Here is a 25,432-nt window from a genome sequence, read left to right as displayed (position 1 = left end):
CTTTATGAGTAGTGAAGATGATTATACAAATATCAGATATTCTAATGAATGTTTAAAATTAATTAATGATATTTTTAAGAAAGTTTTAGATGTAAATAGTGTTAATTATCAAAGTGAGTTAAAAAGCTCATTAGAAAAAATAGGTTTATTTTTTGATTTAGATAGGATTTATATTTATTATTTTTCTAAAGACCCTACTTTTATGAAAATAGAATGTCAATGGAATAAAGAAGAAATACCCCCTAAAAGAAAAATTGAGGAAGAAGAGGTAGTTTATGCTCTTCCATGGCTGATGCGTGAAATTAAAAATAATGATTTTGTTGCAATAAATAGCATAGAGGAATTGCCACCTGAAGCTGTGTTTGCAACTGAAGCTTTTTTAAAGGAAGGAATAAAATCTGCGCTTATAATTCCATTAAAGAGTCAAAATGAGTTGATTGGATTTATAGGATATGAAAGTTTATCAAAACCTATAATATGGGAAGAAGAGAAAATTAACATATTAATAGATACTTCAAAAGCTTTTTCATATACAAAATCAAGGATTGCAAAGGAAAAATCATATGAATTAATACTTAATGGACAATCAATTTTGCTTAATAATTCTGAATCACAGATTTGGGCTTTAAGTAATGTTACTTCTTATGCAACTGTTAATGAAGCACATGCAAAGTTTTTTGGTAAGAAGAAAAGTGATTTAGAATATCAGGATTTATATGATATATTCGATATAGAAACCGCAAATAAATTTTCTGAAAATAATTGGGAGTTATTCGAAAAAAATGAATTAGCAGAAAAAGAGCTTGAGATTAAGAATTATAAAGGTGAAAATAGATTACTTAAAATTAAAAGTAAACCACATAAAGATGAGGATGGTAATATTAAATATCTAGTTTGTACTGCTGAAGATATTACAGAACAGAGGAAAGCAGAGCTGGAGCTATATAAGGCAAAAGAACAAGCAGAAGCAGCTAGTATAGCAAAGAGCCAGTTTCTTGCAAATATGTCTCATGAAATAAGAACACCGATAAATGGAATATTTGGATTCCTTAAGTTGTTGCAATCAACTAATCTGTCTTTAGAACAAAACGAGTTTATACGTGAAGCAAAAGCTGCTTCAGAGGTATTATTACATATTATTAATGATATATTGGACTTTTCAAAGATTGAAGCTAGAAAGTTAAATATGGAAAAAATTGAGTTTGATTTAAGAAATACTATTGAAGATGCAGTTTCACTTCTTGCTCCTAAGGCAGAAGAAAAAGGAATTGAACTTTATACTATGATTACATCAAGAGTTCCAGAAAAGGTTGTTGGTGATCCAGCAAGACTTAGTCAAATTTTAAACAATCTTATAAGCAATGCAGTAAAATTCACTGAACAGGGTGAGATTACTGTTACAGTTGATTCTTTAGAAGAAGAGAATGGAATAGTTATGCTTAACTTTCAAGTGAAGGATACTGGAATTGGAATTCATAATGAGCATATTAACACAATTTTTCAATCTTTTAGTCAGGGAGATGCTTCTACGACTAGAAAGTATGGAGGAACAGGACTTGGACTTGCAATATCTAATGAATTGGTGAAAATGATGGGCGGTGAAATCCAGGTTGAAAGCACACTAGGGGAAGGGTCTACATTTAAATTCAATGTAAGATTGAAAATTGCTAAGGGAGTTTTAAAGCAGAAATTTGCATTTGAAAAGCTTAATGGTTTAAATATTTTGATTGTTGATGATAATACAAATAATAGGGGAATTGTTACATCATATCTTCAGGCTACTGGCTTAAAAGTATTTGAAGCAAAAGACGGTAATAGTGCAATTACTACAATTCTTTCAAATGTAAATACAAAAAATAAAATAAATATTGCCATTATAAATTATAAAATGTCTGATATGACTGGTTATGAACTTGCAACTACATTAAAAACAATACCTTTTGCAAAGGATATTAAACTAATACTTTTAACTTCAGTAACTCAAAAAGGAGATACTAAACTTGCAAAAGAATATGGATTTTCATCATATTTAGGTAAGCCTGTAAGAAGAGATGAACTGTTTGAGTGTATAGCTATAACATTGGGTTTGAAAAAAGAGAATGAAGAACCTCAAGTTGTAACAAAACATATAGTTAAAGAAGTTAAAAATGCATTAAAACCAAGAATTTTATTGGTTGAAGACAATGAAATGAATCGTAAAATTGTTATAAGTATGCTTAAAACTCATAATATGACCTGTGATATAGCCGTTGATGGTAGTGAAGCATTAAAATCAGTAGAAGGAAAAGATTATGATGTTATTTTTATGGATTGTCAAATGCCAGTAATGGATGGATATGAATGTACATCCAAAATAAGGTTGATTGAAGGGACTAAAAAACATACTAAAATTATTGCAATGACTGCTAATGTGATGGAAGGTGACTATGAAAAGTGTATTAAAGCTGGAATGGATGCATATATTAGTAAGCCTATTAATTTTGATATTATGTTTAATATGATAGAAGATAATACTAAAGAAAATTGTAAAGTACTCGATTATAATAATATTATAGAAAATAATATTAATTATTTTGTTCAAAATACAGGGCTTAAAAAAGAAGATGCAAAAGAAATTCTTGAAGAATATATAAAATATTTACCTGATTTATTTGAAAATATTAATAAAGCTATTGATAATAGTGATTTTCATAAATTAGCAGGATTAGTTCATGAATTAAAAGGTTCTTCCGGAAATTTAAGAATAATTTCTATTTATGAATTAGCCATAAAGCTGGAGGAAGCAGTTTTAAAACAAGAAATAGATGAATGTATTAGATTTTTTGGTAAAATAAAAGACTTACTTTGCTAGGAAATTAAAAAACATATATAAAGGAGTTTTTAATGTGAAAAAGATCTTAATTGTTGATAATTCATCTTTTATGAGGATGTTTGTAAAAAAGATTATTGAACAAGGAGGTTTCCATACAATATTCGAGGCATCAGGTAGAGAAGATGCCATAGAGATATTTAATGCTGAAAATCCAGATATTGTGTTTCTGGATTTAAACATGTCTGAATCTACAATGGATGGTATTGATGTATTGACTGAAATTATGCAAATTAATCCTAAAGCAGTTGTATTTATTATCTCAGCAGTAGGATATGAAAGTGTAAAAAATCAATGTATAGAACTAGGAGCTAAAGGATATATTAGGAAACCTTTTGATACTGAAGAATTATTAAAAACATTAGAAGAATATAAATAGTATACAGAAATATTATTTATACTAACAGAAAAACCCTAGATTAATTAGATTAGTCTAGGGTTTTTCTTATACATAGATTTAGAATTTTTTAATGAGTTAATAGAATAATTTGTGATAGAAAATAGCTCGTAAAATTTCAACTATCGAACAGTCAACAATTTTAAATATAAACTTTATCATAAAAAGTTTATTTATATATAGACAAAATTGCAAAATAGTCATAATATGAATATAGAGATAAAAATGAAAGAGGTATTGAGTAATATGAATGAAAATAATAAAGAATTATTTTGGGATGCAACGATTGAAGAGGTAAAAAGAGGGTATATTGAGGGGGATGAGAGTTATAAGTGCATTATTTGTGAAGAGGAATTTACAAAAGGAAGAATATATGAAATAGATTCTATGCTTTATGATGCAAAAAAGGCAACAGAACTTCATATAGAAAAAAGTCATGGTTCATCATTAGAGTATCTATTAGAAATGAATAATACTTTTACAGGCATATCTGAGGTGCAAAGGGAATTGTTAGTTTTAATAGCTTCAGGGTTAACGGATAAAGAAATTGCTGTAAAGTTAGGTGTTGCACATTCAACAATAAGAAATCATCGTTATAAATTACGTGAAAAAGAGAAACAAGCAAGATTATTTTTAGCAATGATGGAGCTTATATCTAGTGGAACAAAGAAAAAGATAAATAAATTAGATACAGAGTCTTTATGTGATGCACATAAAACAGCAACTACTATAGATGACAGATATAACATTACTGATAAGGAAAGAGAAAGTACAATTAAAAACTATATGGATGAAAATGGAGCTATAAAGACATATCCGGCTAAAGAGAAAAAGAAGATAATAATATTAGGAGAAGTAGTTAAGAATTTTTCAAAGGGAAAGAAATATTCAGAAAAAGAAATAAATAGGATTTTGAAAAGAATATATGAAGATTATGCTTCGATTAGAAGAGCACTGATAGAATATGGATTTATTGAACGTTCTAATGATTGTAGTAGCTATTGGATAAAAGAATAGTTCTTAAAACAAATCATATAATCTGTAATACAAATGTACTTAACAGAATATATTTATAAAAAGTTAATTTATTATAGAATATATGATTGGAGGAACGTAGAATGGATTTTAATAAATATCATTCACAACTAATTAAGGATATAAGTCATTATACAACTAGAACCCAAATAGGCACTATATTAAAAGCTGAACAAAAGGAAATTACAGAAGATAGTAAAAGAATACAGTACTTAGATGTTATTATTAAACTTAATAAAGATGAATTAATAAAAATAGAAGGAAAAAATAATATATATAGTTTTAATGTTTCTATAGATGGAAAAGATGTCTATACAACACCAAAATGTAATTATAGGGATGAAGAGTTTAGAAACGCTATAAAAGATACAAAAGAATATATTAATTTTGTAAATTGTTTTGAAAATTTAGGCAAGATATTTAAAAAGAAGAGAAAAAAATAATTCATATGAAAACTAGTAATTATTAAATTATATTTTAATGTTACTAGTTTTTATTTTTAATTTGAATATTATACCATAATTATGTAATATTAAGATTAATGATAAATAACAAAAAGGGGGATAACATTATAATTTATAGACAACACAATTATAAATTTTTAAATTATTGCAATAAAGGGAATTTAGATTATTTAATAGAATCTATAAGAGTAGAAAAATAAAACAAAGCTATATTAATTATATAGTTAAAAAATTATAGTAATAATTAAAATTGAAAAATCAAGCACAGGAGAAGGAAATTAATGTACAAAATATTAATTGTAGAAGACGATATAACTATAGCAAGTATTTTAAAAAATCATTTATGTAAATGGGGATATGAAGCAGAAATTATTTCTGATTTTAATAATGTTATTGATGAATTTATTAAATATGATCCTCAATTAGTAATTTTAGATATTACTTTACCTTTTTATAATGGCTTTCATTGGTGTACAGAAATTAGGAAAATATCAAAGGTGCCTATAATTTTTGCATCATCTGCTAGTGATAATATGAATCTAATCATGGCTATTAATATGGGTGCTGATGATTTTATTGCAAAGCCTTTTGATTTAAATGTAGTAGTTGCAAAAATACAAGCATTAATTAGAAGAACTTATTCATTTCAAGGAAAAGTAAATATATTAGAAAGCAATGGAGCAGTTCTTAATTTAGGGGATACAACTCTTACATATAATGATGACAAATTGGAATTAAGCAAAAATGAATTTAAGATATTACAAATACTTTTTGAAAATAAAAATAAAGCTGTTTCTCGTGATGACATTATGAATCATCTTTGGAATAGTGACAGTTTTATTGATGATAATACATTAACTGTTAATGTAACTAGGCTTAGAAAAAAATTAGAGGATATAGGACTTAAAGATTTTATTAAAACTAAAAAAGGAATTGGTTATATGGTAGGTGATTAGTATGCAAAAAGAATCTATTTTTTTTATGATATTCTCTTATTTTAAAGAAAGAACAAAGATTATTGGTGCATTTTTTATATTTATTAGTATATTTTTAGTTGTATATTTATTATATCATCTTCCGTTAGAACCTGTTTTATATGCTAGTTTATTAACAATTACATTAGGGTTTCTATTTAGCTTATATGATTTCTATAGATTTTATAATAAGCATATATTTTTAAAATATATTTTTAATACAGTAGAAGATAAATTAGAAAAGATGCCAGAAAATAATAAGTTGATAGAAGAAGATTACCAAGAGATTATTAAAAAAATATATAATAGTAAGTCAGACTTAGAGTATAAGATTAATAATAATCGTAGTGAAATGATAGATTATTATACAATGTGGGTACATCAAATAAAAACACCTATTTCAGCATTACATATGATTTTACAATCTATGGATTCATTTGAAAATAAGAAACTTATGAATCAAGAAGTATTTAAAATAGAGCAATATGTTGAGATGGTACTTCATTACCTTAGATTAGAAAGTATGTCTTCTGATTTAAGATTGGAAGAATATAATTTACAAAATATTCTTCATCAAGTAGTTAAGAAGCATGCTTTAATGTTTATTAATAAGAAGATTAAATTGGATTTAGAAGAAATAGATTATAGAGTGATAACTGATGAAAAGTGGCTTACATTTGTATTAGAACAGATTTTATCTAATGCACTAAAGTATACCAAAGAAGGTACAATTTCTATTTATATGGATAAACAAAATAAAGATACTTTAATAATTAAGGATACTGGAATTGGAATAGAAGAAGAGGACATACCTAGGGTATTTGAAAAAGGATTTACAGGATATAATGGTAGAATGAATAAAAAGTCTACAGGTATAGGGCTATATTTATGTAAGAATATTTTAAATAATATTTCTCATAAAATATTTATTACCTCACAAGTAGGAAAAGGAACAATGGTAACTATTGATTTTTCAAGAAAGAAGATTGAAATAGAGTAAGGCACAATAAAATGTGCCTAATCTTACACATATGTAAGGTTAAAAGAAGAAATGTAAGTCAAGATTAAGGCAATACATTTCTTTTTTTATTATACTTAATTTGTAATAAGGAACATCGAAAAATATTTGGAGGTAATAATAAATGGCATTATTAGAAGTTAAAAATTTAAAGAAGATATATACTACAAGATTTGGTGGAAATAAGGTAGAGGCATTATCTGATATTTCATTTTCAGTGGAAGAGGGAGAATATGTTGCTATTATGGGAGAATCAGGTTCAGGAAAAACTACTCTACTTAATATATTAGCATCATTAGATAAACCAACAAGTGGTGAGGTTTTATTAGAAGGAAATAATATTGTTAATATAAATGAAAAAGAAATTTCTGCTTTTCGTAGAAATCATTTAGGATTTGTATTTCAGGATTTTAATTTACTTGATACATTTTCATTAAAGGACAATATATTTTTACCTTTGGTGTTATCAGGAAAAGAATATAAAGAGATGAATGAAAGATTAAAACCAATTGCTAGTAAATTAGGAATTAGAGATCTATTAGAAAAGTATCCATATGAAGTATCTGGAGGACAAAAGCAAAGAGCAGCAGTGGCAAGAGCACTTATAACAAATCCCAAATTAGTATTAGCAGATGAACCAACAGGAGCATTAGACTCAAAATCATCTACTGAACTATTAAATTTATTTTCAGATATAAATGAAGCAGGTCAAACAATAGTAATGGTTACTCATAGTACTAAAGCAGCTAGTCATGCTAATCGTGTATTATTTATAAAGGATGGAAAGCTTTTTCATCAAATTTATCGTGGGTCTATGAAAAATGATGAAATGTATCAAAAAATTTCAGACAGTCTTACTGTTTTAACAACAGGAGGTGCTGAAATTGAATAATTCATTTTATTTTAAATTAGCTCTGACTAATTTGAAGAAGAATGGTAAGACTTATTTTCCTTATATTATAGCGGCAATTTGTGCAGTAATTACATTTTATACTATGAAGTCTATGGTATTAAACAAAGGATTAGACACAATGAGAGGTGCTGATGCATTAAAATCATTATTAGGATTTACATCGTATGTAATAGCTATATTTTCTATAATATTTCTATTTTATACTAATAGTTTTTTAATAAAACGTAGAAAAAAAGAAATTGGGCTTTATAATATTCTTGGAATGGAAAAAAAACATATTGCAAAAGTACTCTTTTTTGAAACACTAATAGTAGCAATTACAAGTTTAGTGTTAGGATTAATAGGGGGAATTATAATAAGCAAGTTATTGTTTTTAATACTGCTTAATTTAATAAGATTTAAAGTTACATTATCTTTTTCAATATCAATTCCAGCAATAATTTCTACAGTTAAGATTTTTATTATAACTTTTATAGCTATATTAATTAAAAATTTTATAGAAGTTAAAATTTCTAATCCTATAGAATTATTAAAAGGTGGAGAAAAGGGAGAAAGAGTGCCAAAAACATCAAGATGGTTGGCTATTTCAGGAATTATTGAATTAATGATAGGCTATGGTATAGCACTTACCGTGGAATCTCCAGTAGCTGCTATTCAAGTATTTTTTATCGCAGTACTTTTAGTAATGGCAGGAACATATAGTACTTTTAGAGCTGGTAGCATAGCTTTATTAAAACTATTAAAAAAGAATAATAAATTTTTTTATAAGACAAATAACTTTATTTCAATATCAGGAATGATATATAGAATGAAGCAAAATGCTATAGGACTTGCTAACATATGTATTCTTAGTACAGCAGTATTATTAACAGTATCTACTACAGTATGTTTATATATTGGACAGGAAGATAGTCTTAGAAATAAATACACTCAAGATGTAAATATATCATTAGATAAATCAACAAAAGAAAATATTGAAAAAATTGATATGATGATAAATCAAGAATTGCAAGTTAATAATGTAAGTTTAAAAAATGAATTAACTTTTAATTCTATAGATATGATGGTAAGAAAAAATGGAGAAACATTTGAAGTTACAGAACCTAATATGTCTAGCATGGAAAATATGATGTCTTTAGAATTTTTAACATTAGATGATTATAATAAATTAGAAGGAAAAAAGGTTTCTCTAGATAACAATGAAGTTCTTATATTTTCTGTAGAAGATAATTTTGGAAAAAATTCTATAACTTTGGGAAATAGAAATTTTAATATAAAAGAAGAATTAAATGAATTGAAAATATCAAAAAAGCAAGATAATCCTATGATTAAGGAATATTATATTGTTGCAAAAGATGAAAGCATTCTAAAAGAAATATATAAAGATATGAATAATGAAGAATTAGAGGCTATGAGCTATAATGTTACTTTTGATATTCAAGGAGAAAATAATAATTCTATTATGAATTTTTCTGATAACTTGAAGGCTAAGGTTAATAATGTGGCTAAGTGGAATTGTCATAGTATATATACTGAAAGGGAAGATTTTTATACATTTAATGGCGGATTCTTATTTATAGGTGTCTTTTTAGGATTATTATTTACAATGGCTACAGTTTTAATAATCTATTATAAGCAAATTTCAGAAGGCTATGATGATAGTGAAAGATTTAAGATAATGCAAAAAGTTGGTATGAGTAAAAGAGAAGTTAAAAAGACGATTAGTAAACAAATATTAATGGTATTTTTCTTACCATTAGTTACAGCTGTAATTCATATTGTTTTTGCATTCAAAGTAATGAAAAAAATGTTAGCTTTATTTGCAATAAGCAATACAAGTTTATTTTTGCAATGTACTTTAGGAACAATGATTACTTTTGCTATAGTTTATATATTAGTTTATAAATTAACAGCAAAAACTTATTATAATATTGTTCAACAAGAAGATTAAAAATTAAAATTAATAATATCATAGTTAAAAAATTTAAATATATAAGTTCCAATAAAGTTCGTTGATTAATTAACTAGTATAATGAGGAATTTATATATAATGCGGAAAAGTAATATCTAGATAATTTAATATTTAGATATTACTTTTTTATTTTAAAAATTATAGAAATTTAAAATATTATAATATAAGTAATAGTAATGTGGCATAATTTTATATTTAATACTAATAAACGAACCATAACAATATAATGTTAAAGTTGAATGAAATATCTATAAATGGTATAATATACTATGTATATTTATGTAAAATTCTTGATGATTATTAGCTTAGGAGGTATTATATGTCTATAGTAGAAGTTGTTAAATATAATGGTGGACCAGATGTTTTTGCATGGAAGTATCCTAGTGAAGAATTAGGAACTTGGACACAATTAATCGTTAATGAATCACAACAAGCAATTATTCTTAAAGGTGGAAAGGTTTTAGATGTTTTTGAAAGTGGAAGACATACTTTAGATACTGGAAATATTCCATTGCTTAATAAAATAGTAAATTTGCCTTTTGGTGGACGTTCACCATTTACTGCCGAGGTTTGGTACGTTAATAAAGTTTATTCATTAGATATTAAGTGGGGAACGTCTTCACCTATTCAAATACAAGACCCAAAGTATGGGGTATTTGTGCCTGTTCGTTCTAATGGTATGTTTGGTATACAAATAGAAGACTCAAAGAAATTTTTAATAAAACTTGTAGGCACCTTGGAAATGTTTGATAAAAGTAGTCTTGTAAAGTATTTTAGGGGATTATATGTTACAAAAGTAAAAGATGCAGTTTCTTCTTATTTGATACATAAGCAAGTAAGTGTTTTAGAAATTAATGCTTATATTGATGAAATTTCTAATTATATGATGGAGAGAATTAAACCAACATTAAGTGAATATGGAATCAAACTAGTTAATTTTTATGTAAATGATATAAGTGTGCCCGAAGATGATACAGCTGTAATTAAGTTAAAGGATGCATTGGCTAAAAGAGCTGAAATGAATATAATAGGCTACAATTATGAGCAAGAACGTTCTTTTGATACATTAGAAGGTGCAGCTAAAAATACAAATTCATCTGGCTCAAATATAATGGGTGCAGGAATGGGACTTGGAATGGGTGTTGGTCTAGGAGGAGCATTTGGAAATGTTTCTAAAGAAATTAACACAAAAGCTTCTATAAATAAAAGGGAGTGTCCTAAATGTCATTCTCAGTTAGATATAAATCAGAGATTTTGTGGAGCATGCGGATATGATATAGAAACTAAAGTAGATAAAGAGAAGACTAAAATATTATGTTGTAAATGTGGTTGTGAACTAACAATAAAAACAAAATTTTGTCCAGAGTGCGGAAAAAAATATAATCCGTGTAAAGAATGTGGAGCAGATATGTCAATAGATAGTAATATTTGCCAATCATGTGGACATGAACTTCCACGTAAGTGTCCTAAATGTGGTGCTATGATATCTAAAAAGGTTAAGTTTTGTTCAGAATGTGGTGAGTCTTTAGTTAATAAATGTTCAAAGTGTAATTCGATAATTGAAGGAACACCTAAATTCTGTCCAGAATGCGGAAATAATCTTTGTTAAGGAGGATGCTATGAATAATAGAATAAAAGCATTTTCTATTATTGGATTGCTTGTTGAAGTTTTAACTATTTTCATATTTTTCATGCTTATAAAAGATAGAACATCTATAAGTTGGATTTGCCTAATTTTTATGTTATTATCTGAACTTATTTTATTTGGTGGACATGTATCTATTGAATATATTGCACAAAGATCATCTCAAATTATTATTAGAGCTGGCATTGGTGTTACTTTGGTTGGATATGGGATAATTTCTTTTCTTATTTCATTAATGTTTATTAAATCAGAAAGAGAATCTATTAAGTATTTTATAAGCTTACAAGCAATTCTTTTGGTTTTTACTACTGTTTTAATTATAGTATTTATAATTAGTGGAAATAAGGTTAGACAAGATAGCAACAAAGTATTAAATGCTACTAATAGAATTAATATTTTTATTGAAAGAATTAATTTACTTAAAATTGATTCTAATAATAAAAATTATGAAAAATTGCTTGAAAAAGTTTATGAGAATTTAAGGTATAGTGACATTTCAGAGATAGTACCTAGTGATTCAGATTTAGAGGTTAAAATTACTAAATTGGAAGTTGCTTTATTAAGTAATGATGACGATAAGAATGATAGAGTAATAAATTTGATAGAAGAAATATTAATGTTAATTAATAAAAGAAAAAGTGAAGTAAAAAATATAAAATTGGGGGGAATTTAAAATGGATCAAGATAGTAAATCAAAAACTACTATTGTTGTAAGTCAAATAGTAGAAAAAATACAGTTAATAGTAGGTATAATAATTATATGTTTTTTTGGAATAGGCTTTTTAGGATGTATTTCTCATGGAAATATTGATACTGTAACTATTATTTTAGCAATTGTTTTTCTTTCTTTAGGTGTATGGCTTATAATTTTAAGTAGAAAACGTAATAAGCTAATTAAAAATTTTAAAACCTATGTTTCTGTATTATCAGTTGATCCAACAGGATCTTTAGAAAATTTAGCATCTAGTTTAGGTACATCTCAAGATATAGTAAAAAACAACTTAAAATTAATGTGTGATAAAAAATATTTTGTAAATGCATATCTAGATACTGAAAGGAATTGTATTGTTTTTCCATCAAAATCAGAACAAATTAAGTCTACAACTCAACAATCTTCAAAAATACCTGAATCTAACATAGAATATACTACAGTAAAATGTAAAAATTGCGGAGCAGAAAATAAAATACCTAAAGGAACGACTGGGGAATGTGAATTTTGTGGCTCACAAATAAAATAGGGGGATAATGAACATGTTATCAGATGCTAACAATAAAAAATCTACTTCATGGGCGCTTGTAATTATAGCACTTATTATATTTTGGCCGATTGGATTATATTTATTTTATAAAAAAGTAAATAGTGATAAAACAGCAGCATTAAAAAACAGTCAAACTTTAAATGTTATTGGATATATATTTACTTTTTTAGCTATTTTTTATTTTATTATGATAGCTTCAGGAAATGCAAAAGATTTAAATGGAAATCCACAGATTCGTTTATATGTGGTAACTATTTTCTTTGCTATTGGTGGTAGTTTTATGTTAAGTGCTGCAAAAAAAATGAAGCAGAATGCAGAAAAATGTAAAAAATATATTTCTGTTATAGCAAATGAAAATCAAACATCTATCGATGATATATCAAAGATATTTTCAACAAATTATGATCAAGTCTTTAAAGATTTAAATGAAATGATAGATAAAGGATACTTCCAAGGTTCTCATATAGATATAAATAATGGAAAAATAATTTTACAACAGCAAAAAATTCAACAATTTAATAATACTTCTGAGAAAGATAATTCAATAAATAAAGAGCCGAAAGTTAAGGAAATTAAGTGTAAAAATTGTGGCGCTAATAATAAATTTATATCAGGAGAAACTTGTGAATGTGAATTCTGTGGTTCTATATTAAGTGATAAGTAAATATTTTAATTTAAAGAATTTAATTGTTTTATGGAAATAATATTAAGGTTTAGAAAAGTAAATGTTAAAATTTAATTAAAGTATTTGATATACAGAGTATATTAAAATTAAGTAAAAAAAAGTAATATCTAGATAATTTAATATTTAGATATTACTTTTTTATTTGGAATATGTTTTACAATATAATAATTTAGTTAAAATATAGATTATAGTAAAAATAAGTGAACTTATGTTTGAGAATTATTATCTCTGGTATATACTATTAATATAAAATTAAAAAAACTAAGCTATAAAAATAATATTTAGATATTATTTTTAAATGGGCATAGAACAAAAGAAAGGATTAAAAAGTATGAAAACACAAATAAAAAATAAAACAATACTAACATCAGTAATAGTAGTTTTAATTGCAGTTTTATCTTTGGTAGGATATAAGAGTTTTTTCAAGAATTTAAATAAACAAGAAGGTAATAAGCAATATACATTAATAGTTAGAGATTATGAAAATACATATAATAAAGAATATAAGTTTAACACAGATAAAGAATTATTAGGAGAAGCTCTAGATGAAAAAAATATTATAGAAACTGATAATAGTGGGGTTAGTAGGTTTGTAACCCTTGTTGATGGGATAAAAGCTGATGTCTCAAAGGAAGAATGGTGGAATTTAAAAATTAATGGAGAGAATTCTCAAACAGGAATAGACAGTACATACATAAAAAATAAGGATAAAATAGAATTTGTGCTAACTAAGGGTTGGTAAATATGGATACAAATATTAAAATAAACATAAGAGAACTTATATTATTTGGAATACTTTCAGGAGTAGTTATAGTCTCTCAGATAGCTTTGAGCTTTATTCCTAATGTTGAGCTAGTTACATTATTAATTATATTATTTTCTTTAATATATAAAAGAAAGGCATTATATATTACTGGAATTTTTGTAGTAGCAATGGGACTTATACATGGGTTTGGAACATGGTGGATAGGATATTTGATATTATGGCCGTTACTATCTATTTTAACAGTTTTAATAAGAAGCGTTTTATTAAATAAGTATCTATTATTATCAATTTATTCAGGGATTTTTGGACTACTTTTTGGATTTTTTTATGCAATTCCTTATGCTATATTTGGAGGAATAAATGCAGGTATAACTTATTGGGTTGCAGGAATTCCATTTGATATAATACATGGAGTTAGCAATTATTTTATAATGCTTTTATTAGGAGAAAGATTATTTAATTTAATAATTAATTTGAATAAAAAATATAATTTAAATTAATACAAAAAAAGAGGTGGGATATAGTGGATAATAGAGAAAAGATTTTTTTCGTTTTAAAGAAATATTATGGATTTAATACTTTAAGAAGAGGGCAATTTGAGATTATAAATAGTATACTTCAACAAAGAGATACATTTTGTCTTATGCCAACAGGTGGAGGAAAATCTATTTGTTATCAAATTCCTGCAATAATTTTAGAGGGTATAACTATTGTAATATCTCCACTAATTTCACTTATGAAGGATCAAGTTGATAATTTAACTTCATTAGGTATTAAAGCAACTTATATAAATAGTACTCAAAATACAGATACAATAAAAGAAATATTATTTGATGCGTCAATTGGTGAATATAAGATAATATATATTTCACCTGAAAGACTTGAATCTAAAATATTTAGGGATATGATAAAGGAACTAAAAATATCTCAAATTGCTGTTGATGAGGCCCATTGTGTATCACAATGGGGACATGACTTTAGAAAAAGTTATTTATCTATTAAAAGTTTTGTTAAAGAACTAAAAACTAAACCAGTAATATCTGCATTTACAGCAACTGCAACAGAAGAAGTACGAAGGGATTCAGTTAAATTATTAGGTCTTGTAAATCCTTATATATATAAAGGGAATATTAATAGAGAAAATTTAAATTTAACTGTATTAAAGGAAATAGATAAGCTTGAAACGCTTAAAGATATAATTAGAGATAATGAGGGTGAATCAGGAATAGTTTATTGTGCTGCAAGGAGTGAAGTAGATAATTTATATTATTATTTAAAAGATATAGGTTTTAATGTAGGTAAATATCATGGTGGTTTAAAAGATGAAGAAAAAGAAAATTTTCAAGAAGATTTCTTATATGAAAGATTAGATGTGATTATTGCTACTAATGCTTTTGGTATGGGAATAGATAAATCTAATATTAGATTTATCGTACATTTTACTCTTCCTCAAAATATAGAATGTTATTATCAGGAGATAGGTAGAGGGGGAAGAGATGGAGAACTTTGCAATTGTTATTTATTTTACTCAGAAGACGATATAAGTAGAGTTGAATACATAATAAATAAAAGTTCTACTTTGAGTAGAAGAGAGATTGAATTAAGAAAACTACAATCAATGATTGATTATTGTAATATAAAAAAGTGTTATAGAAACTTTATTTTAAAATATTTTGAAAATGATGTTCAAGGGAGTTATTGTAACAATTGTAGCAACTGTTTAAATGATGATGAATTAAAAGATTTTACAAGAGAAAGTCAGATGATTTTATCAACTGTTTTTAGAACAAAGGAGCAGTATGGAATATCAGTACTTATAGATATTTTAAAAGGCTTTAAAGGCCCTAAAATAATAAAAAATCATTTAGATCAGATAACTACATATGGAATAATGAAGGAGTATGGAAGTGGGCTTATTAAAGATTTAATTAACAGCTTATTAAATGATGGATATGTTGATTTAAAAGAAAGGACATATTCAATGTTAAAACTTAATGCACGTTCATTTAGAGTATTAAAAAGTAAGGAAAAAGTAGTTTTTAAGATTTTGGATAAGGAAGATACCATATTAAATAAGGAGCTATTTGAAGAATTAAAGAGATGGAGAAAAGAAAGAGCGTATAAAGATAGAATAAAACCATACATAATTTTTTCAGATACTACATTAATAGATATTACTAATAATAAACCAAGTACGTTAGAAAAATTATTAGAAATTAGAGGCGTCGGAGAGAAGAAGATAAGTGCATATGGTGAAGAAATATTAAAAATTATAAATATGTTTTAAGTAAATGTTGATATTGTAGTATAAACAGAATTCTTAGCATGACATAAAGCTTATCTTTAGGTGATGTTTATAAGTAGTCATGTAGGAACGTGTAGTTGTTATGAAATTATAGATATTAGTTATCGATAAAGAATCATGGACAGTGGAATTTAAAATTATACTACAATATTATAAAACATAGTTCAAAAATAAAATTTAATGGAGGAAACTTTTAATGAATATATATGAAGCTTGTGTAGGTAACTATAATGAAGCCTTAAAAGCTGAAAGTCTAGGTGCTAATAGAATTGAATTGTGTGACAATCTTTTAGAAGATGGAACTACTCCAAGTTATGGGACTATAAAGAGAACAATAGAAGATTTAAATATTCCGGTCATGGTTATTATTAGACCAAGAGGAGGAGAGTTTAACTATTCTTTAGAAGAAATTGAAATAATGAAAGAGGATATTAGAATTTGTAAAAAACTCGGAGCATATGGAGTAGTTATAGGTGCGCTTAAGAATAATGCTATAGATATAAATGCAATTAAAGAACTTGTGAAAATAGCAAAACCTATGAGTATAACCTTTCACATGGCTTTTGATGAAATAGAAGATAAGTATAAAGCTATTGATGAACTGGTAATTTTAGGTGTAGATAGAATATTGACTAAAGGTGGAAATAAAGATGCATTAAGTGGAAAAGAAATGATAAAAAGTTTAGTTGAATATTCAAATGATAGAATTTCTATTATGCCAGGAAAAGGAGTAACGAAAGAAAATAGAGAATTTATATTAAATTTTACTGGAGCAAAAGAAATTCATGGTAGTAAAGTAGTGTAAGATATAATTATGAGAAAAGAGGAAGAAAGATGAATAACTTAGAAGAGATATCATTCCAATTAATTAGTAATTCTGGTGAAGCAAGATCATTATTGTTTGAAGCATTAAGAGAATCTAGAGAAGGAAACTTTGAAGAAGCAGAAAAAAAGATTGAAGAAGCAGAAACTAGTATGTTAAAGGCTCATGAATCTCATTTTTCATTAATACAACAGGAAGCATCAGGAAATAAAGTTGAAATATCATTGCTTTTAATGCATGCAGAAGATCAATTAATTACAACAGAAACATTAAAAAGTATTGTAAAAGAAATGATATTAATGAATAAAAAATTTTCAAAATAATATGTTTAAATTATTATAAAATAGTGGCTGTATCAAAAAAAGTATGACACAGTCACTATTTATAGTGCTTTTCTTTGCAATATATGAATATTATTTATTATTAACTTAGTTTTTTCTTATATATTTTTATATTTCCACCCGAGTATTCAATACCGTCTTCAAGATACTGCCATCCAGTTTTTTCATAATAATTGTGAATATCGGTATAAAGAAAAAGTTCTTCATATCCTTTTTTTCTGCAATAATCAATTAAAAATCGCTGTAACTCTTGTCCAATATTTTTACTTCTATATTCATCTTTAACAAATAATGCTGACAACCATGGATAAAGATCTTGTCTACTCAATAAATCACCTCTCCATAATCCTATAGTTCCAACCAACTTATTATCCATAAGTGCAATAAATGTTAAAGGTAATTGATTTTTTCTCAAACTATTTTTCACTATACTTTCCCAAAAAGCATAATTATCTTCATTACCAAATTCTTTCCAAAGCCAATCTATTACATTATCTAAATATTCTTTATGGTCTGCTAAGTGTTCGATAATTAGCATATTAAATCATCTCCTTTATCCCTCAAAAATACATAACTAAAAATTATATTTAAAATACCTCTTAACAAAATTAGCCATAGGTGATTTATCATCTTTTTCTCCTATGAAATCTAAATCACTATCATAAAAATATAAATATGCTATGCTTTTTTTCTCGTCAGATGTTCCAATCATACCAAAGGATTTTGGAAAATCTGTATAATCTTTTTTATTTCTAGATACAACTTTAAAATTATAACTATTTATTGAAAACTCATTTTGAGGAATAACATAGTCACTGTCATCAATATTAAATTTAACTTTTTTATCTAAAAAAATATACTCTTGATCTAATTTATCTTTTTCATTCTTATATGTTGTATCATCATAATTTACAATAAGAGCAACGGAATCAGCTTCAAATATAAACATTGGTGTATGAGTATATTTATAGTCTATATTCTTATATTTAGGTAAATCATCAAGATTAGGCATAATATCTTTTGCTCTAAAATCAATTTGAGTATCACTATTAAGATAATCTTTAATATTTGAACTTGATCTATTACATCTAGCAATGCAGAAAATAAAAATAATTAATATAATAGCTAATAAACATTTTTTTATCACTTTAAATCACTTCTCTTCATATTATAAAATCTAATATAAGAAACATTATTTATTTTAAGTCCTCCCTTAATATGTCCATATACACTTCATCATAGAATTTGCCTTTTAAATAGTATGCTTGTCTTCTTCTTCCTATCTCCTTAAAACCAACTTTTTTATAACAATTAATTGCTCTCTTATTAAATGAAAAAACTTTTAACATTATATTATTTAAATTTAAATAATTAAATCCATAATTTAATAATAAATTAAGTACTTCTTCCCCATATCCTTTATTACGATTTTCTTCATCACCAATAAATAATCCAACTTCTGCACATTGTCTTAATTGTTCAAGTTCATTAAATCCACAATTACCAATTAATTCATCATTTTCTAAATTGATTATAGCGAAGTGGTATTTATCAGAGTTGTGTGAAATCCATTCTTTTTCCCCTTCCAAAGATATAATTATAGATGAAGTTCCTAATCCATCTGTAATATTAAAATCATTAAGCCATTTAACGTAAGTTGCTGCATCTTCAACATTCATAGGTGATAAATAGACTCGTTTGCCTATTAATTTTTTAAAATAACTCATTTTTATATTGCCCCCTTAACTTTGCTAATAATTATAATAAGATAAAAATTGTTTAACCTTTAAGACCATTGGCTTGGCGTTCCATATTTTCTATAACTATATCAAAAATTTCCCCTAAAGAAGCACAATACTCAAGCACTTTCCATGGAGTATTGGTGTGAAAATGAATTTTAATTAATTCATCATCACCAACAGCAAGTAAACAGTCACCTTCAATATTTTGCGTAATATATTCGTTTATTGCATCTTCTGAAAGATTATGTCCTTCTATTAGTAATTGGGTATCAAATTTGTATTCAAGCATAATAAAATCTCCTTAATTTTTCTATTATAAAAATTAATATTTGTTTATGAATTATATAAACAATAATTACTTCATATTTAATTTAAATTATTATTAATTGTACATAATAATAACTATATTTACAATAGTTTCAAAAAAATACAATTAAATGATTAGATGATATTTTGACAGATTATATTTTTATAAAATAAGATTGTTTTTTATAGATTATAAAGATTTAATTATATTGCTACAATATCAACATTTACTTAAAGCATAGCCAATTATATAAATCAATAAGTTCAAATTTTCAAATTTAAACAGAAAAGAAAGATGCGATAACAGTATATAAATGTTAATGGTTAATTTTATATAATTAAAATGAGAAGAAAAGGAGTGATATACATGGAACTTAATAAAGAGTGCATGGAAATACTTCGATATATGCTTGAAAAAGATGATTACATAAAAACTGAGGAATTAGCTAAAAAATATAAGATAACTGATAGAGCTATTAGATACAAGATAGACAAAATAGAAAAATTTTTAGTTAAAAACGGTTTTGAATATTTTGAAAAAAAGTATGGAAAAGGCATTAGAGTAACTAATACCAAAGAAGTAAAGGTATACATAAAGAAATTCGTTTCAGAATTTACACCATATAAATATGCATATTCAAAAGAGGAGAGAATCCTTTTTATCACATTAAGACTTCTTCAACAAAATGAAAATATTAAAATGAAGGAGTTTGAAGAGAAATTATGTGTTTCTAAAAATACATTATTAAAAGAAATTGATGTAATACAAGAAAATTTAAAAAAGTACAATTTAAATTTGATTAGAAAATCAGGGGTTGGACTTACCGTTGAAGGTCTAGAAATAGATAAAAGAAATGCTGTAATAGATATTATCTCAGAAAGTGTATCTGTAGAGGATGTTGTTAACTATGTTTCAAAAAAATCAAGTCAATCCAAAATAAGTATGCTTCAATTTGATGCATTATTTAAGGAAATAGATATTGATTTTATAGATGAGCTTATAAAAAATGCTGAAGTTAAATTAAAAAGAGAATTCAGTGATGAAGCATATGGTGGCTTAGTAACACATTTAGCAATAATGATAAAAAGAGTGCAAATAGGAAAAGTAATAAGCATACAACCATTTAGTAATGATTTTGTTAAAGAAACATTAGAATATGAAGTTACAAAAGATATTATTAGTAAAATTGAAGATAAATATAAAATAAAAGTGCCAAATGAAGAGGTAGGTTATATAGTTATTCATCTTTTAGGTGCAAAAGTTGTTAACAATAAGTTTTTGGTAAATAAGAAAGAAGATAATAAATTATTAGATATAATTAATTTCATGACTAGATATATAGAGTCATATTACAAAATAAATCTTGATGAAGAAAGAGATGGATTATATGAAGGATTATTATTACATTTAAGACCCAGTCTATATAGAGTTAAATATGGATCAAAAATAATAAATCCACTTTTTGAAAGAATAAAATCAGAACAATCAAGATTATTTAAAGTTGTTACAACAGCATGCAAATATTTAGAAGAATACATAGGTGAAGACTTAGGAGAACATGAAATTTCATATATAGTCCTTCATTATGCAGCTGCTATAGCTAGATATGAACAAAAAACTAATGGGCAAGCTAACATTATAGTTGTTTGTGGCTCAGGAATTGGTTCATCTAAGTTGGTTGCATCTAAAATACTAGAAAGATTTGATGTTAATATTTTAGGAACTTATAGTAGTAGAAACATAACATCAGAATTAGAAAATAGTTGTGATTATATTGTAAGTACTATAGATATACCAAGTTTAAATAAAGATAAATATATAAAAGTTTCTCCACTTGTTACAACTAAAGACTTAGAGAAATTAGAACAGTACATGAACCCAATTACAAAAATAGATAAGGGTAAAGATGAGATATTATTATTGGATAGAATTATAGAAAAGGTAAAGAAATATTGCGAAATTAGAGATGAAGAGCAGTTAAGATATGAAATTTTATATGAAATGAAAAAGCAAGAGGAAATAGAATTTTCGAACAAGGAAAAGTATTCACTAAGTCATTTTATAAAGAAGGAGAATATAGAATTAAAGTTAAACTGCAAAGATTGGAAAGATGTTATTTCTAAAGGTTCAGATATATTAATAAAAAAAGATTATATAACAGAAAATTATAAAAAGGGAATAATTGAAAAGTTAGAAGAAATAGGACCATATATGGTTATCGCACCAGGAGTATGTTTAGCACATGTAGATATGGTAGATGAGATAAATAGAACTTGTATGAGTCTTATAAATTTAAAATATCCTATTAAATTTAATAGTAAATTTAATGATCCAGTAAGAGTTGTATTAACTTTTGCAACAAAGGATAAAGAATCTCATTTAAATGCATTACTTGGATTTATGAATTTAATAAATAATTCAAATGATTTAAATAGTTTAATATCTACTTCTTCAAAAGATGAAGTGATAGAGATAATTAAAAAATATTAAGCTATTTTTTAATTATATGTTTATATTATAGATAAAGCTCATGGACAGAGGAATTTACTTTAAGAACTCTAAAAATAAAGATTAGTCCAATTAATGCATGTTCCCAATCAAAGATTGCTGACAAGCAATTAATTGTACAAATCTTCATTAAGAGTTCTAAAAAGTAAATTCCAATGCCAGTTCGCTCTATACTATAATATAAACACTATTTTAAAACTTAGCCTAATATCAAATAAAATTTTTAATATTTAAGGAGGAGAGTTTATGAAAAGAGAAGAAATTAATTTTCTTAATGAAAAATGTAAAGAGGTAAGAAAATTAATACTTAAAGAAATTCACAGCGTTGGAAAAGGTCATTATGGTGGATGTTTATCAATCGTTGAAGTTTTAGTATTACTTTACAATAAAGAAATGAATATAGATGTATCAAATCCTAAGATGGATGCACGTGACAGATTAGTTTTATCTAAAGGTCATGCAGGCCCTGCACTTTATGCTACATTAGCAGATAAAGGATATATAGCTAAAGAAGAATTAGTAACTTTAAATAAGGAAAATACTAATTTACCAAGTCATTGTGATATGAATAAAACAAATGGTATAGATATGACAACAGGTTCACTTGGACAAGGAATAAGTTGTGCAGTTGGTATGGCTAAAGCGTCTAAAATTAAAAAAGACAATGCATATATCTATTGCATAGTTGGAGATGGAGAATGTCAAGAAGGACAAGTTTGGGAAGCAGCATTATCAGCTAGTAGTTTTAATTTAAATAATTTAATTATATTTGTTGATTATAACAAAATGCAATTAGATGGATCTTTAGAAGATATTATAGATATGACTCCAATGGATAAGAAATGGGAAGCTTTTGGATTTAATGTTGAAACAGTATTAAATGGACATAATGTTGAAGAAATTCATGAAGCTATAAATAGAAGCAAAAAACAAGATAAACCTACAGCAATAATACTTAATACTGTAAAAGGTAATGGTGTACCTGTAATAGAAATTGCAGGTTATAAAAATCATAGTATGGGTTTAAGTGATGAAGAATTTAAAGAATCACTAGAATTTTTAATGTAGGGGGGAAGCAGTTATGGAAATGAGAAAAGTTTTATGTAATGTAATGGAAGAGTTAATGAATAAAAATGATAATATAGTATTTATGGATGCTGATTTAGCAGAGGCAAATGGGACTATGCCTTTAAGGAAGTTATTCCCTGAAAGAGCTTTTGACATTGGAATAAGTGAAGCTAATATGGCAAGTATGGCAGCTGGAATGAGTGCTTATGGAATGAATCCATACATATGTACATTTACTGCTTTTTCTTCAAGAAGAATTTGTGATCAAATAGCAATTTCTATGGCTTATGCAAAGCAAAACGTTAAAATTATAGCAACTGATGCTGGAATTGCATCTGAATTAAATGGTGGAACTCATATGAGTTTTGAAGATGTTGGAGTATTAAGAAGTATTCCAGGAGTTACTATTATTGATGTAGTGGATGAGTTTCAATTAAAAGAAGTACTATATAAAACTGTGGATTATAAAGGTGTAGTATATATAAGAATTTCTAGAAAAGATGTACCAAAGGTATATGATGAAAAATATCAATTTAATTTATCTAAAGCTGATATTATAAAAGAAGGAAAAGATATAACTATATTTTCTACTGGATTAATGACGAGTACAGCAGTAGAAGCAGGTAAACTTTTAGAAAATGAAGGAATAGATTGTGAAATTATATCTGTTCCAACTATTAAACCTATAGATAAAGAAACTATAATTAAATCTCTTAATAAGACTAAGAAAGCTATTACTATTGAAAATCATAATATAATAGGTGGTTTATATAGTGCTATTGCAGAGGTTTCATGTGCAGAATGTCCAAGCCATATTGTTAGCTTAGGTGTTAAAGATCATTTTGGAGAAGTTGGCAGCATGAAATTCTTAAGTAAGAAATATAAAATGACAGCTACAGATATTGTTGATACATGTAAGTCAATGATAAAATAGTTAAATTATAAGGTATATTGAAATAAATTTGTAATTAATAGAACTCTCCTATAGAGCTTGAAAAATGAATTTAGACAGGCTTTTAAGGGGAGTTTTTTATATACAATCTTTTGCCTATGAGCTTTATCTGATAACTAGTATATATAATTTTATAACAGTTACACATTTACGAATACCCACTTATAATCCTTAGTTGAAAACAAGCTTTATTTGATGCTAAGAATTCTATTTATACTATAATATCAATTTTATTTAAAACATAGGTAAATTTGAAAAAAGTAAGTTCAATTCTTCAATTTTGATTGGAAATCAATAGTGATGTAAACATATTCAAAAGGAGACTAAAAGTTAATATAATTAAAGTATACCAAAGGTCAATACATGGATGGGAGATATAGAAATGTTAGTAGATTTAATAACAGCAGAATTAATAGATGTAAAAGTTAAATGTAGAGATTGGAAGGAGGCTATAAATAAAGGCGCCAAATTATTAGAAAATAAAGGATTCATTAAAGAATGCTACAAAGATGCAATAATAAATAATTTTAAAGAATTAGGAGCATATATGGTAATAGCACCAGGAATTGTATTATCCCATGCAAGACCAGAAGCAGGAGTAAATGAAACTGGAATAAGTATAATGACTTTAGAAGAACCAATAGAATTTGGAAGTGAGTTAAATGATCCTGTAAAATTAGTAATAACATTAGCAGCCAAGGATAATACAAGTCATTTAAGCTTTTTATCAAAACTTATGGAAATTTTAATGAATACTGAAGACTTAAATACATTAATAAATGCAAATGAAGTCAATGATATAATCAATGTTATAAAAAAATATAAATAAAAGAAATTAGGAGGAATTAATTATGAAAATTTTAGTTTGTTGTGGATCAGGATTAGGAAGTAGTTTTATGATTGAAATGAATATTGAAAATACATTAAAATCTTTAGGAATCAAAGGAATTGAGGTAGCACATTCAGATTTATCATCAGCAAAAGGAATTCCAGCAGATATATATGTTGGAACAAGAGATATTGCAGTTAGACTTGAGGGACTTGGTGGAGAAGTTGTTTCTTTAAATAATATGATAGATTCAGAAGAATTAAAGAACAAGCTTGTTGAAGTATTAAAGAAGTTAAATTATATCTAAGTTGATTAAGGATTTATTTAGGCACAATGAAAAATATACATTGCAACTTTGGACTTGCTATTTATTTTAATGTGCTTTATACGAATTAAAGATGAAAGCTATAAGTTACAGAAAGATATTTTAATACTTTCAGATAGAACTAAAATTCTATCTGAAAGTAAAAATGTTATTTATATTAGTCCAATGTTTAACTTATATTATTAATCATTGAATCAATAATTTGTCTGTAATTATAAAATTAGGAGGTTTTATT

26 protein-coding genes are annotated in these 25,432 nt (G+C 25.9%); 22 read left to right on the top strand and 4 right to left on the bottom strand.

What is annotated here, in order from left to right; all coding sequences use genetic code 11:
- Positions 1-4: 4 nt before the first annotated feature.
- The 17 genes from ACYUET_RS05710 to ACYUET_RS05630 all read left to right on the top strand — a co-directional run bounded on the left by ACYUET_RS05710 (position 5) and on the right by ACYUET_RS05630 (position 17,448).
- The gene (locus tag ACYUET_RS05710; protein WP_460278330.1) at positions 5-2,851 is read left to right on the top strand and encodes a PAS domain-containing hybrid sensor histidine kinase/response regulator; all 2,847 of its coding nucleotides are present in this window, start codon (positions 5-7) and stop codon (positions 2,849-2,851) included.
- A 34-nt stretch (positions 2,852-2,885) separates the two neighbouring features.
- On the top strand, positions 2,886-3,248 hold the full coding sequence (locus ACYUET_RS05705; RefSeq protein ID WP_460278329.1) for a response regulator: 363 nt from the start codon (positions 2,886-2,888) through the stop codon (positions 3,246-3,248).
- 264 nt (positions 3,249-3,512) lie between these two features.
- The gene (locus tag ACYUET_RS05700; protein WP_460278800.1) at positions 3,513-4,283 is read left to right on the top strand and encodes a DUF2087 domain-containing protein; all 771 of its coding nucleotides are present in this window, start codon (positions 3,513-3,515) and stop codon (positions 4,281-4,283) included.
- A gap of 101 nt (positions 4,284-4,384) precedes the next feature.
- A complete protein-coding gene (locus tag ACYUET_RS05695; RefSeq protein ID WP_460278328.1) occupies positions 4,385-4,744 on the top strand; it encodes a hypothetical protein in 360 nt (119 codons plus the stop codon).
- A 302-nt stretch (positions 4,745-5,046) separates the two neighbouring features.
- A complete protein-coding gene (locus tag ACYUET_RS05690; RefSeq protein WP_460278327.1) occupies positions 5,047-5,721 on the top strand; it encodes a response regulator transcription factor in 675 nt (224 codons plus the stop codon).
- Position 5,722: 1 nt separating this feature from the next.
- On the top strand, positions 5,723-6,739 hold the full coding sequence (locus ACYUET_RS05685) for a sensor histidine kinase (protein WP_460278325.1): 1,017 nt from the start codon (positions 5,723-5,725) through the stop codon (positions 6,737-6,739).
- Between the two features lie 142 nt (positions 6,740-6,881).
- Positions 6,882-7,649, top strand: coding sequence for an ABC transporter ATP-binding protein (locus ACYUET_RS05680; protein ID WP_460278324.1), 768 nt, complete (start codon positions 6,882-6,884; stop codon positions 7,647-7,649).
- Complete coding sequence (locus ACYUET_RS05675) at positions 7,642-9,621, top strand: ABC transporter permease (RefSeq protein ID WP_460278323.1); 1,980 nt, start codon at positions 7,642-7,644, stop codon at positions 9,619-9,621. Before ACYUET_RS05680 ends, ACYUET_RS05675 begins: the two co-directional genes overlap by 8 nt.
- Before the next feature lie 340 nt (positions 9,622-9,961).
- Positions 9,962-11,251, top strand: coding sequence for an SPFH domain-containing protein (locus ACYUET_RS05670; RefSeq protein WP_460278321.1), 1,290 nt, complete (start codon positions 9,962-9,964; stop codon positions 11,249-11,251).
- 10 nt (positions 11,252-11,261) lie between these two features.
- Positions 11,262-11,960 carry a hypothetical protein gene (locus ACYUET_RS05665; RefSeq protein WP_460278319.1) on the top strand — a complete coding sequence of 233 codons (699 nt, stop codon included), beginning with the start codon at positions 11,262-11,264 and terminating at the stop codon, positions 11,958-11,960.
- A 1-nt stretch (position 11,961) separates the two neighbouring features.
- Positions 11,962-12,525 carry a hypothetical protein gene (locus tag ACYUET_RS05660; protein ID WP_460278318.1) on the top strand — a complete coding sequence of 188 codons (564 nt, stop codon included), beginning with the start codon at positions 11,962-11,964 and terminating at the stop codon, positions 12,523-12,525.
- A 13-nt stretch (positions 12,526-12,538) separates the two neighbouring features.
- Positions 12,539-13,210, top strand: a complete 672-nt coding sequence (locus tag ACYUET_RS05655; RefSeq protein ID WP_460278316.1) for a hypothetical protein — start codon at positions 12,539-12,541, stop codon at positions 13,208-13,210.
- A gap of 352 nt (positions 13,211-13,562) precedes the next feature.
- The gene (locus ACYUET_RS05650; RefSeq protein ID WP_460278314.1) at positions 13,563-13,973 is read left to right on the top strand and encodes a DUF4430 domain-containing protein; all 411 of its coding nucleotides are present in this window, start codon (positions 13,563-13,565) and stop codon (positions 13,971-13,973) included.
- 2 nt (positions 13,974-13,975) lie between these two features.
- Complete coding sequence (locus tag ACYUET_RS05645; RefSeq protein ID WP_460278312.1) at positions 13,976-14,497, top strand: hypothetical protein; 522 nt, start codon at positions 13,976-13,978, stop codon at positions 14,495-14,497.
- Between the two features lie 23 nt (positions 14,498-14,520).
- Positions 14,521-16,284, top strand: a complete 1,764-nt coding sequence (gene recQ, locus ACYUET_RS05640) for a DNA helicase RecQ (RefSeq protein ID WP_460278311.1) — start codon at positions 14,521-14,523, stop codon at positions 16,282-16,284.
- 214 nt (positions 16,285-16,498) lie between these two features.
- Positions 16,499-17,107, top strand: coding sequence for a copper homeostasis protein CutC (locus tag ACYUET_RS05635; RefSeq protein ID WP_460278310.1), 609 nt, complete (start codon positions 16,499-16,501; stop codon positions 17,105-17,107).
- A gap of 29 nt (positions 17,108-17,136) precedes the next feature.
- A complete protein-coding gene (locus tag ACYUET_RS05630) occupies positions 17,137-17,448 on the top strand; it encodes a PTS lactose/cellobiose transporter subunit IIA (RefSeq protein ID WP_460278309.1) in 312 nt (103 codons plus the stop codon).
- Between the two features lie 100 nt (positions 17,449-17,548).
- Here ACYUET_RS05630 and ACYUET_RS05625 read toward each other — a convergent pair whose 3' ends face one another.
- The 4 genes from ACYUET_RS05625 to ACYUET_RS05610 are packed head-to-tail and all read right to left on the bottom strand — an operon-like array spanning position 17,549 to position 19,497.
- Positions 17,549-18,004: a GNAT family N-acetyltransferase gene (locus tag ACYUET_RS05625; RefSeq protein WP_460278308.1), complete on the bottom strand. Its 456-nt coding sequence runs from the start codon at positions 18,002-18,004 to the stop codon at positions 17,549-17,551.
- A gap of 36 nt (positions 18,005-18,040) precedes the next feature.
- A complete protein-coding gene (locus ACYUET_RS05620) occupies positions 18,041-18,613 on the bottom strand; it encodes a hypothetical protein (RefSeq protein ID WP_460278307.1) in 573 nt (190 codons plus the stop codon).
- 49 nt (positions 18,614-18,662) lie between these two features.
- Positions 18,663-19,193, bottom strand: coding sequence for a GNAT family N-acetyltransferase (locus ACYUET_RS05615; protein WP_460278306.1), 531 nt, complete (start codon positions 19,191-19,193; stop codon positions 18,663-18,665).
- A 52-nt stretch (positions 19,194-19,245) separates the two neighbouring features.
- The gene (locus ACYUET_RS05610; RefSeq protein ID WP_460278305.1) at positions 19,246-19,497 is read right to left on the bottom strand and encodes a kinase to dihydroxyacetone kinase; all 252 of its coding nucleotides are present in this window, start codon (positions 19,495-19,497) and stop codon (positions 19,246-19,248) included.
- 384 nt (positions 19,498-19,881) lie between these two features.
- On the opposite strand from ACYUET_RS05610, the gene ACYUET_RS05605 reads away from it, so the two are divergent.
- The 5 genes from ACYUET_RS05605 (at position 19,882) to ACYUET_RS05585 (ending at position 25,179) form a co-directional block, all read left to right on the top strand.
- Positions 19,882-22,005 (top strand): BglG family transcription antiterminator, encoded by a 2,124-nt coding sequence (locus ACYUET_RS05605; protein WP_460278304.1) that lies wholly within the window; start codon positions 19,882-19,884, stop codon positions 22,003-22,005.
- A gap of 264 nt (positions 22,006-22,269) precedes the next feature.
- A complete protein-coding gene (locus ACYUET_RS05600; RefSeq protein WP_460278303.1) occupies positions 22,270-23,091 on the top strand; it encodes a transketolase in 822 nt (273 codons plus the stop codon).
- A 13-nt stretch (positions 23,092-23,104) separates the two neighbouring features.
- Positions 23,105-24,025: a transketolase family protein gene (locus ACYUET_RS05595; RefSeq protein ID WP_460278302.1), complete on the top strand. Its 921-nt coding sequence runs from the start codon at positions 23,105-23,107 to the stop codon at positions 24,023-24,025.
- A 400-nt stretch (positions 24,026-24,425) separates the two neighbouring features.
- On the top strand, positions 24,426-24,872 hold the full coding sequence (locus ACYUET_RS05590; RefSeq protein WP_460278300.1) for a PTS sugar transporter subunit IIA: 447 nt from the start codon (positions 24,426-24,428) through the stop codon (positions 24,870-24,872).
- A 22-nt stretch (positions 24,873-24,894) separates the two neighbouring features.
- Positions 24,895-25,179, top strand: a complete 285-nt coding sequence (locus ACYUET_RS05585) for a PTS sugar transporter subunit IIB (protein WP_219780858.1) — start codon at positions 24,895-24,897, stop codon at positions 25,177-25,179.
- The last annotated feature ends 253 nt before the right edge of the window (positions 25,180-25,432 follow it).

This window comes from Clostridium sp. CTA-5, from assembly GCF_054768135.1.
Note: the sequence above shows the minus strand (reverse complement) of the source record. Positions and strands in the feature narration are given on the sequence as shown.

Coding starts and splice junctions, on each gene's coding strand:
- ACYUET_RS05590 (WP_460278300.1), top strand. CDS start 24,426: ATGTTAGTAGATTTAATAACAGCAGAATTAATAGATGTAAAAGTTAAA.
- ACYUET_RS05685 (WP_460278325.1), top strand. CDS start 5,723: ATGCAAAAAGAATCTATTTTTTTTATGATATTCTCTTATTTTAAAGAA.
- ACYUET_RS05595 (WP_460278302.1), top strand. CDS start 23,105: ATGGAAATGAGAAAAGTTTTATGTAATGTAATGGAAGAGTTAATGAAT.
- ACYUET_RS05670 (WP_460278321.1), top strand. CDS start 9,962: ATGTCTATAGTAGAAGTTGTTAAATATAATGGTGGACCAGATGTTTTT.
- ACYUET_RS05600 (WP_460278303.1), top strand. CDS start 22,270: ATGAAAAGAGAAGAAATTAATTTTCTTAATGAAAAATGTAAAGAGGTA.
- ACYUET_RS05655 (WP_460278316.1), top strand. CDS start 12,539: ATGTTATCAGATGCTAACAATAAAAAATCTACTTCATGGGCGCTTGTA.
- ACYUET_RS05680 (WP_460278324.1), top strand. CDS start 6,882: ATGGCATTATTAGAAGTTAAAAATTTAAAGAAGATATATACTACAAGA.
- ACYUET_RS05700 (WP_460278800.1), top strand. CDS start 3,513: ATGAATGAAAATAATAAAGAATTATTTTGGGATGCAACGATTGAAGAG.
- ACYUET_RS05615 (WP_460278306.1), bottom strand. CDS start 19,193: ATGAGTTATTTTAAAAAATTAATAGGCAAACGAGTCTATTTATCACCT.
- ACYUET_RS05610 (WP_460278305.1), bottom strand. CDS start 19,497: ATGCTTGAATACAAATTTGATACCCAATTACTAATAGAAGGACATAAT.
- ACYUET_RS05650 (WP_460278314.1), top strand. CDS start 13,563: ATGAAAACACAAATAAAAAATAAAACAATACTAACATCAGTAATAGTA.
- ACYUET_RS05605 (WP_460278304.1), top strand. CDS start 19,882: ATGGAACTTAATAAAGAGTGCATGGAAATACTTCGATATATGCTTGAA.
- ACYUET_RS05635 (WP_460278310.1), top strand. CDS start 16,499: ATGAATATATATGAAGCTTGTGTAGGTAACTATAATGAAGCCTTAAAA.
- ACYUET_RS05645 (WP_460278312.1), top strand. CDS start 13,976: ATGGATACAAATATTAAAATAAACATAAGAGAACTTATATTATTTGGA.
- ACYUET_RS05710 (WP_460278330.1), top strand. CDS start 5: ATGAGTAGTGAAGATGATTATACAAATATCAGATATTCTAATGAATGT.
- ACYUET_RS05695 (WP_460278328.1), top strand. CDS start 4,385: ATGGATTTTAATAAATATCATTCACAACTAATTAAGGATATAAGTCAT.
- ACYUET_RS05665 (WP_460278319.1), top strand. CDS start 11,262: ATGAATAATAGAATAAAAGCATTTTCTATTATTGGATTGCTTGTTGAA.
- ACYUET_RS05690 (WP_460278327.1), top strand. CDS start 5,047: ATGTACAAAATATTAATTGTAGAAGACGATATAACTATAGCAAGTATT.
- ACYUET_RS05585 (WP_219780858.1), top strand. CDS start 24,895: ATGAAAATTTTAGTTTGTTGTGGATCAGGATTAGGAAGTAGTTTTATG.
- ACYUET_RS05660 (WP_460278318.1), top strand. CDS start 11,962: ATGGATCAAGATAGTAAATCAAAAACTACTATTGTTGTAAGTCAAATA.
- ACYUET_RS05625 (WP_460278308.1), bottom strand. CDS start 18,004: ATGCTAATTATCGAACACTTAGCAGACCATAAAGAATATTTAGATAAT.
- ACYUET_RS05630 (WP_460278309.1), top strand. CDS start 17,137: ATGAATAACTTAGAAGAGATATCATTCCAATTAATTAGTAATTCTGGT.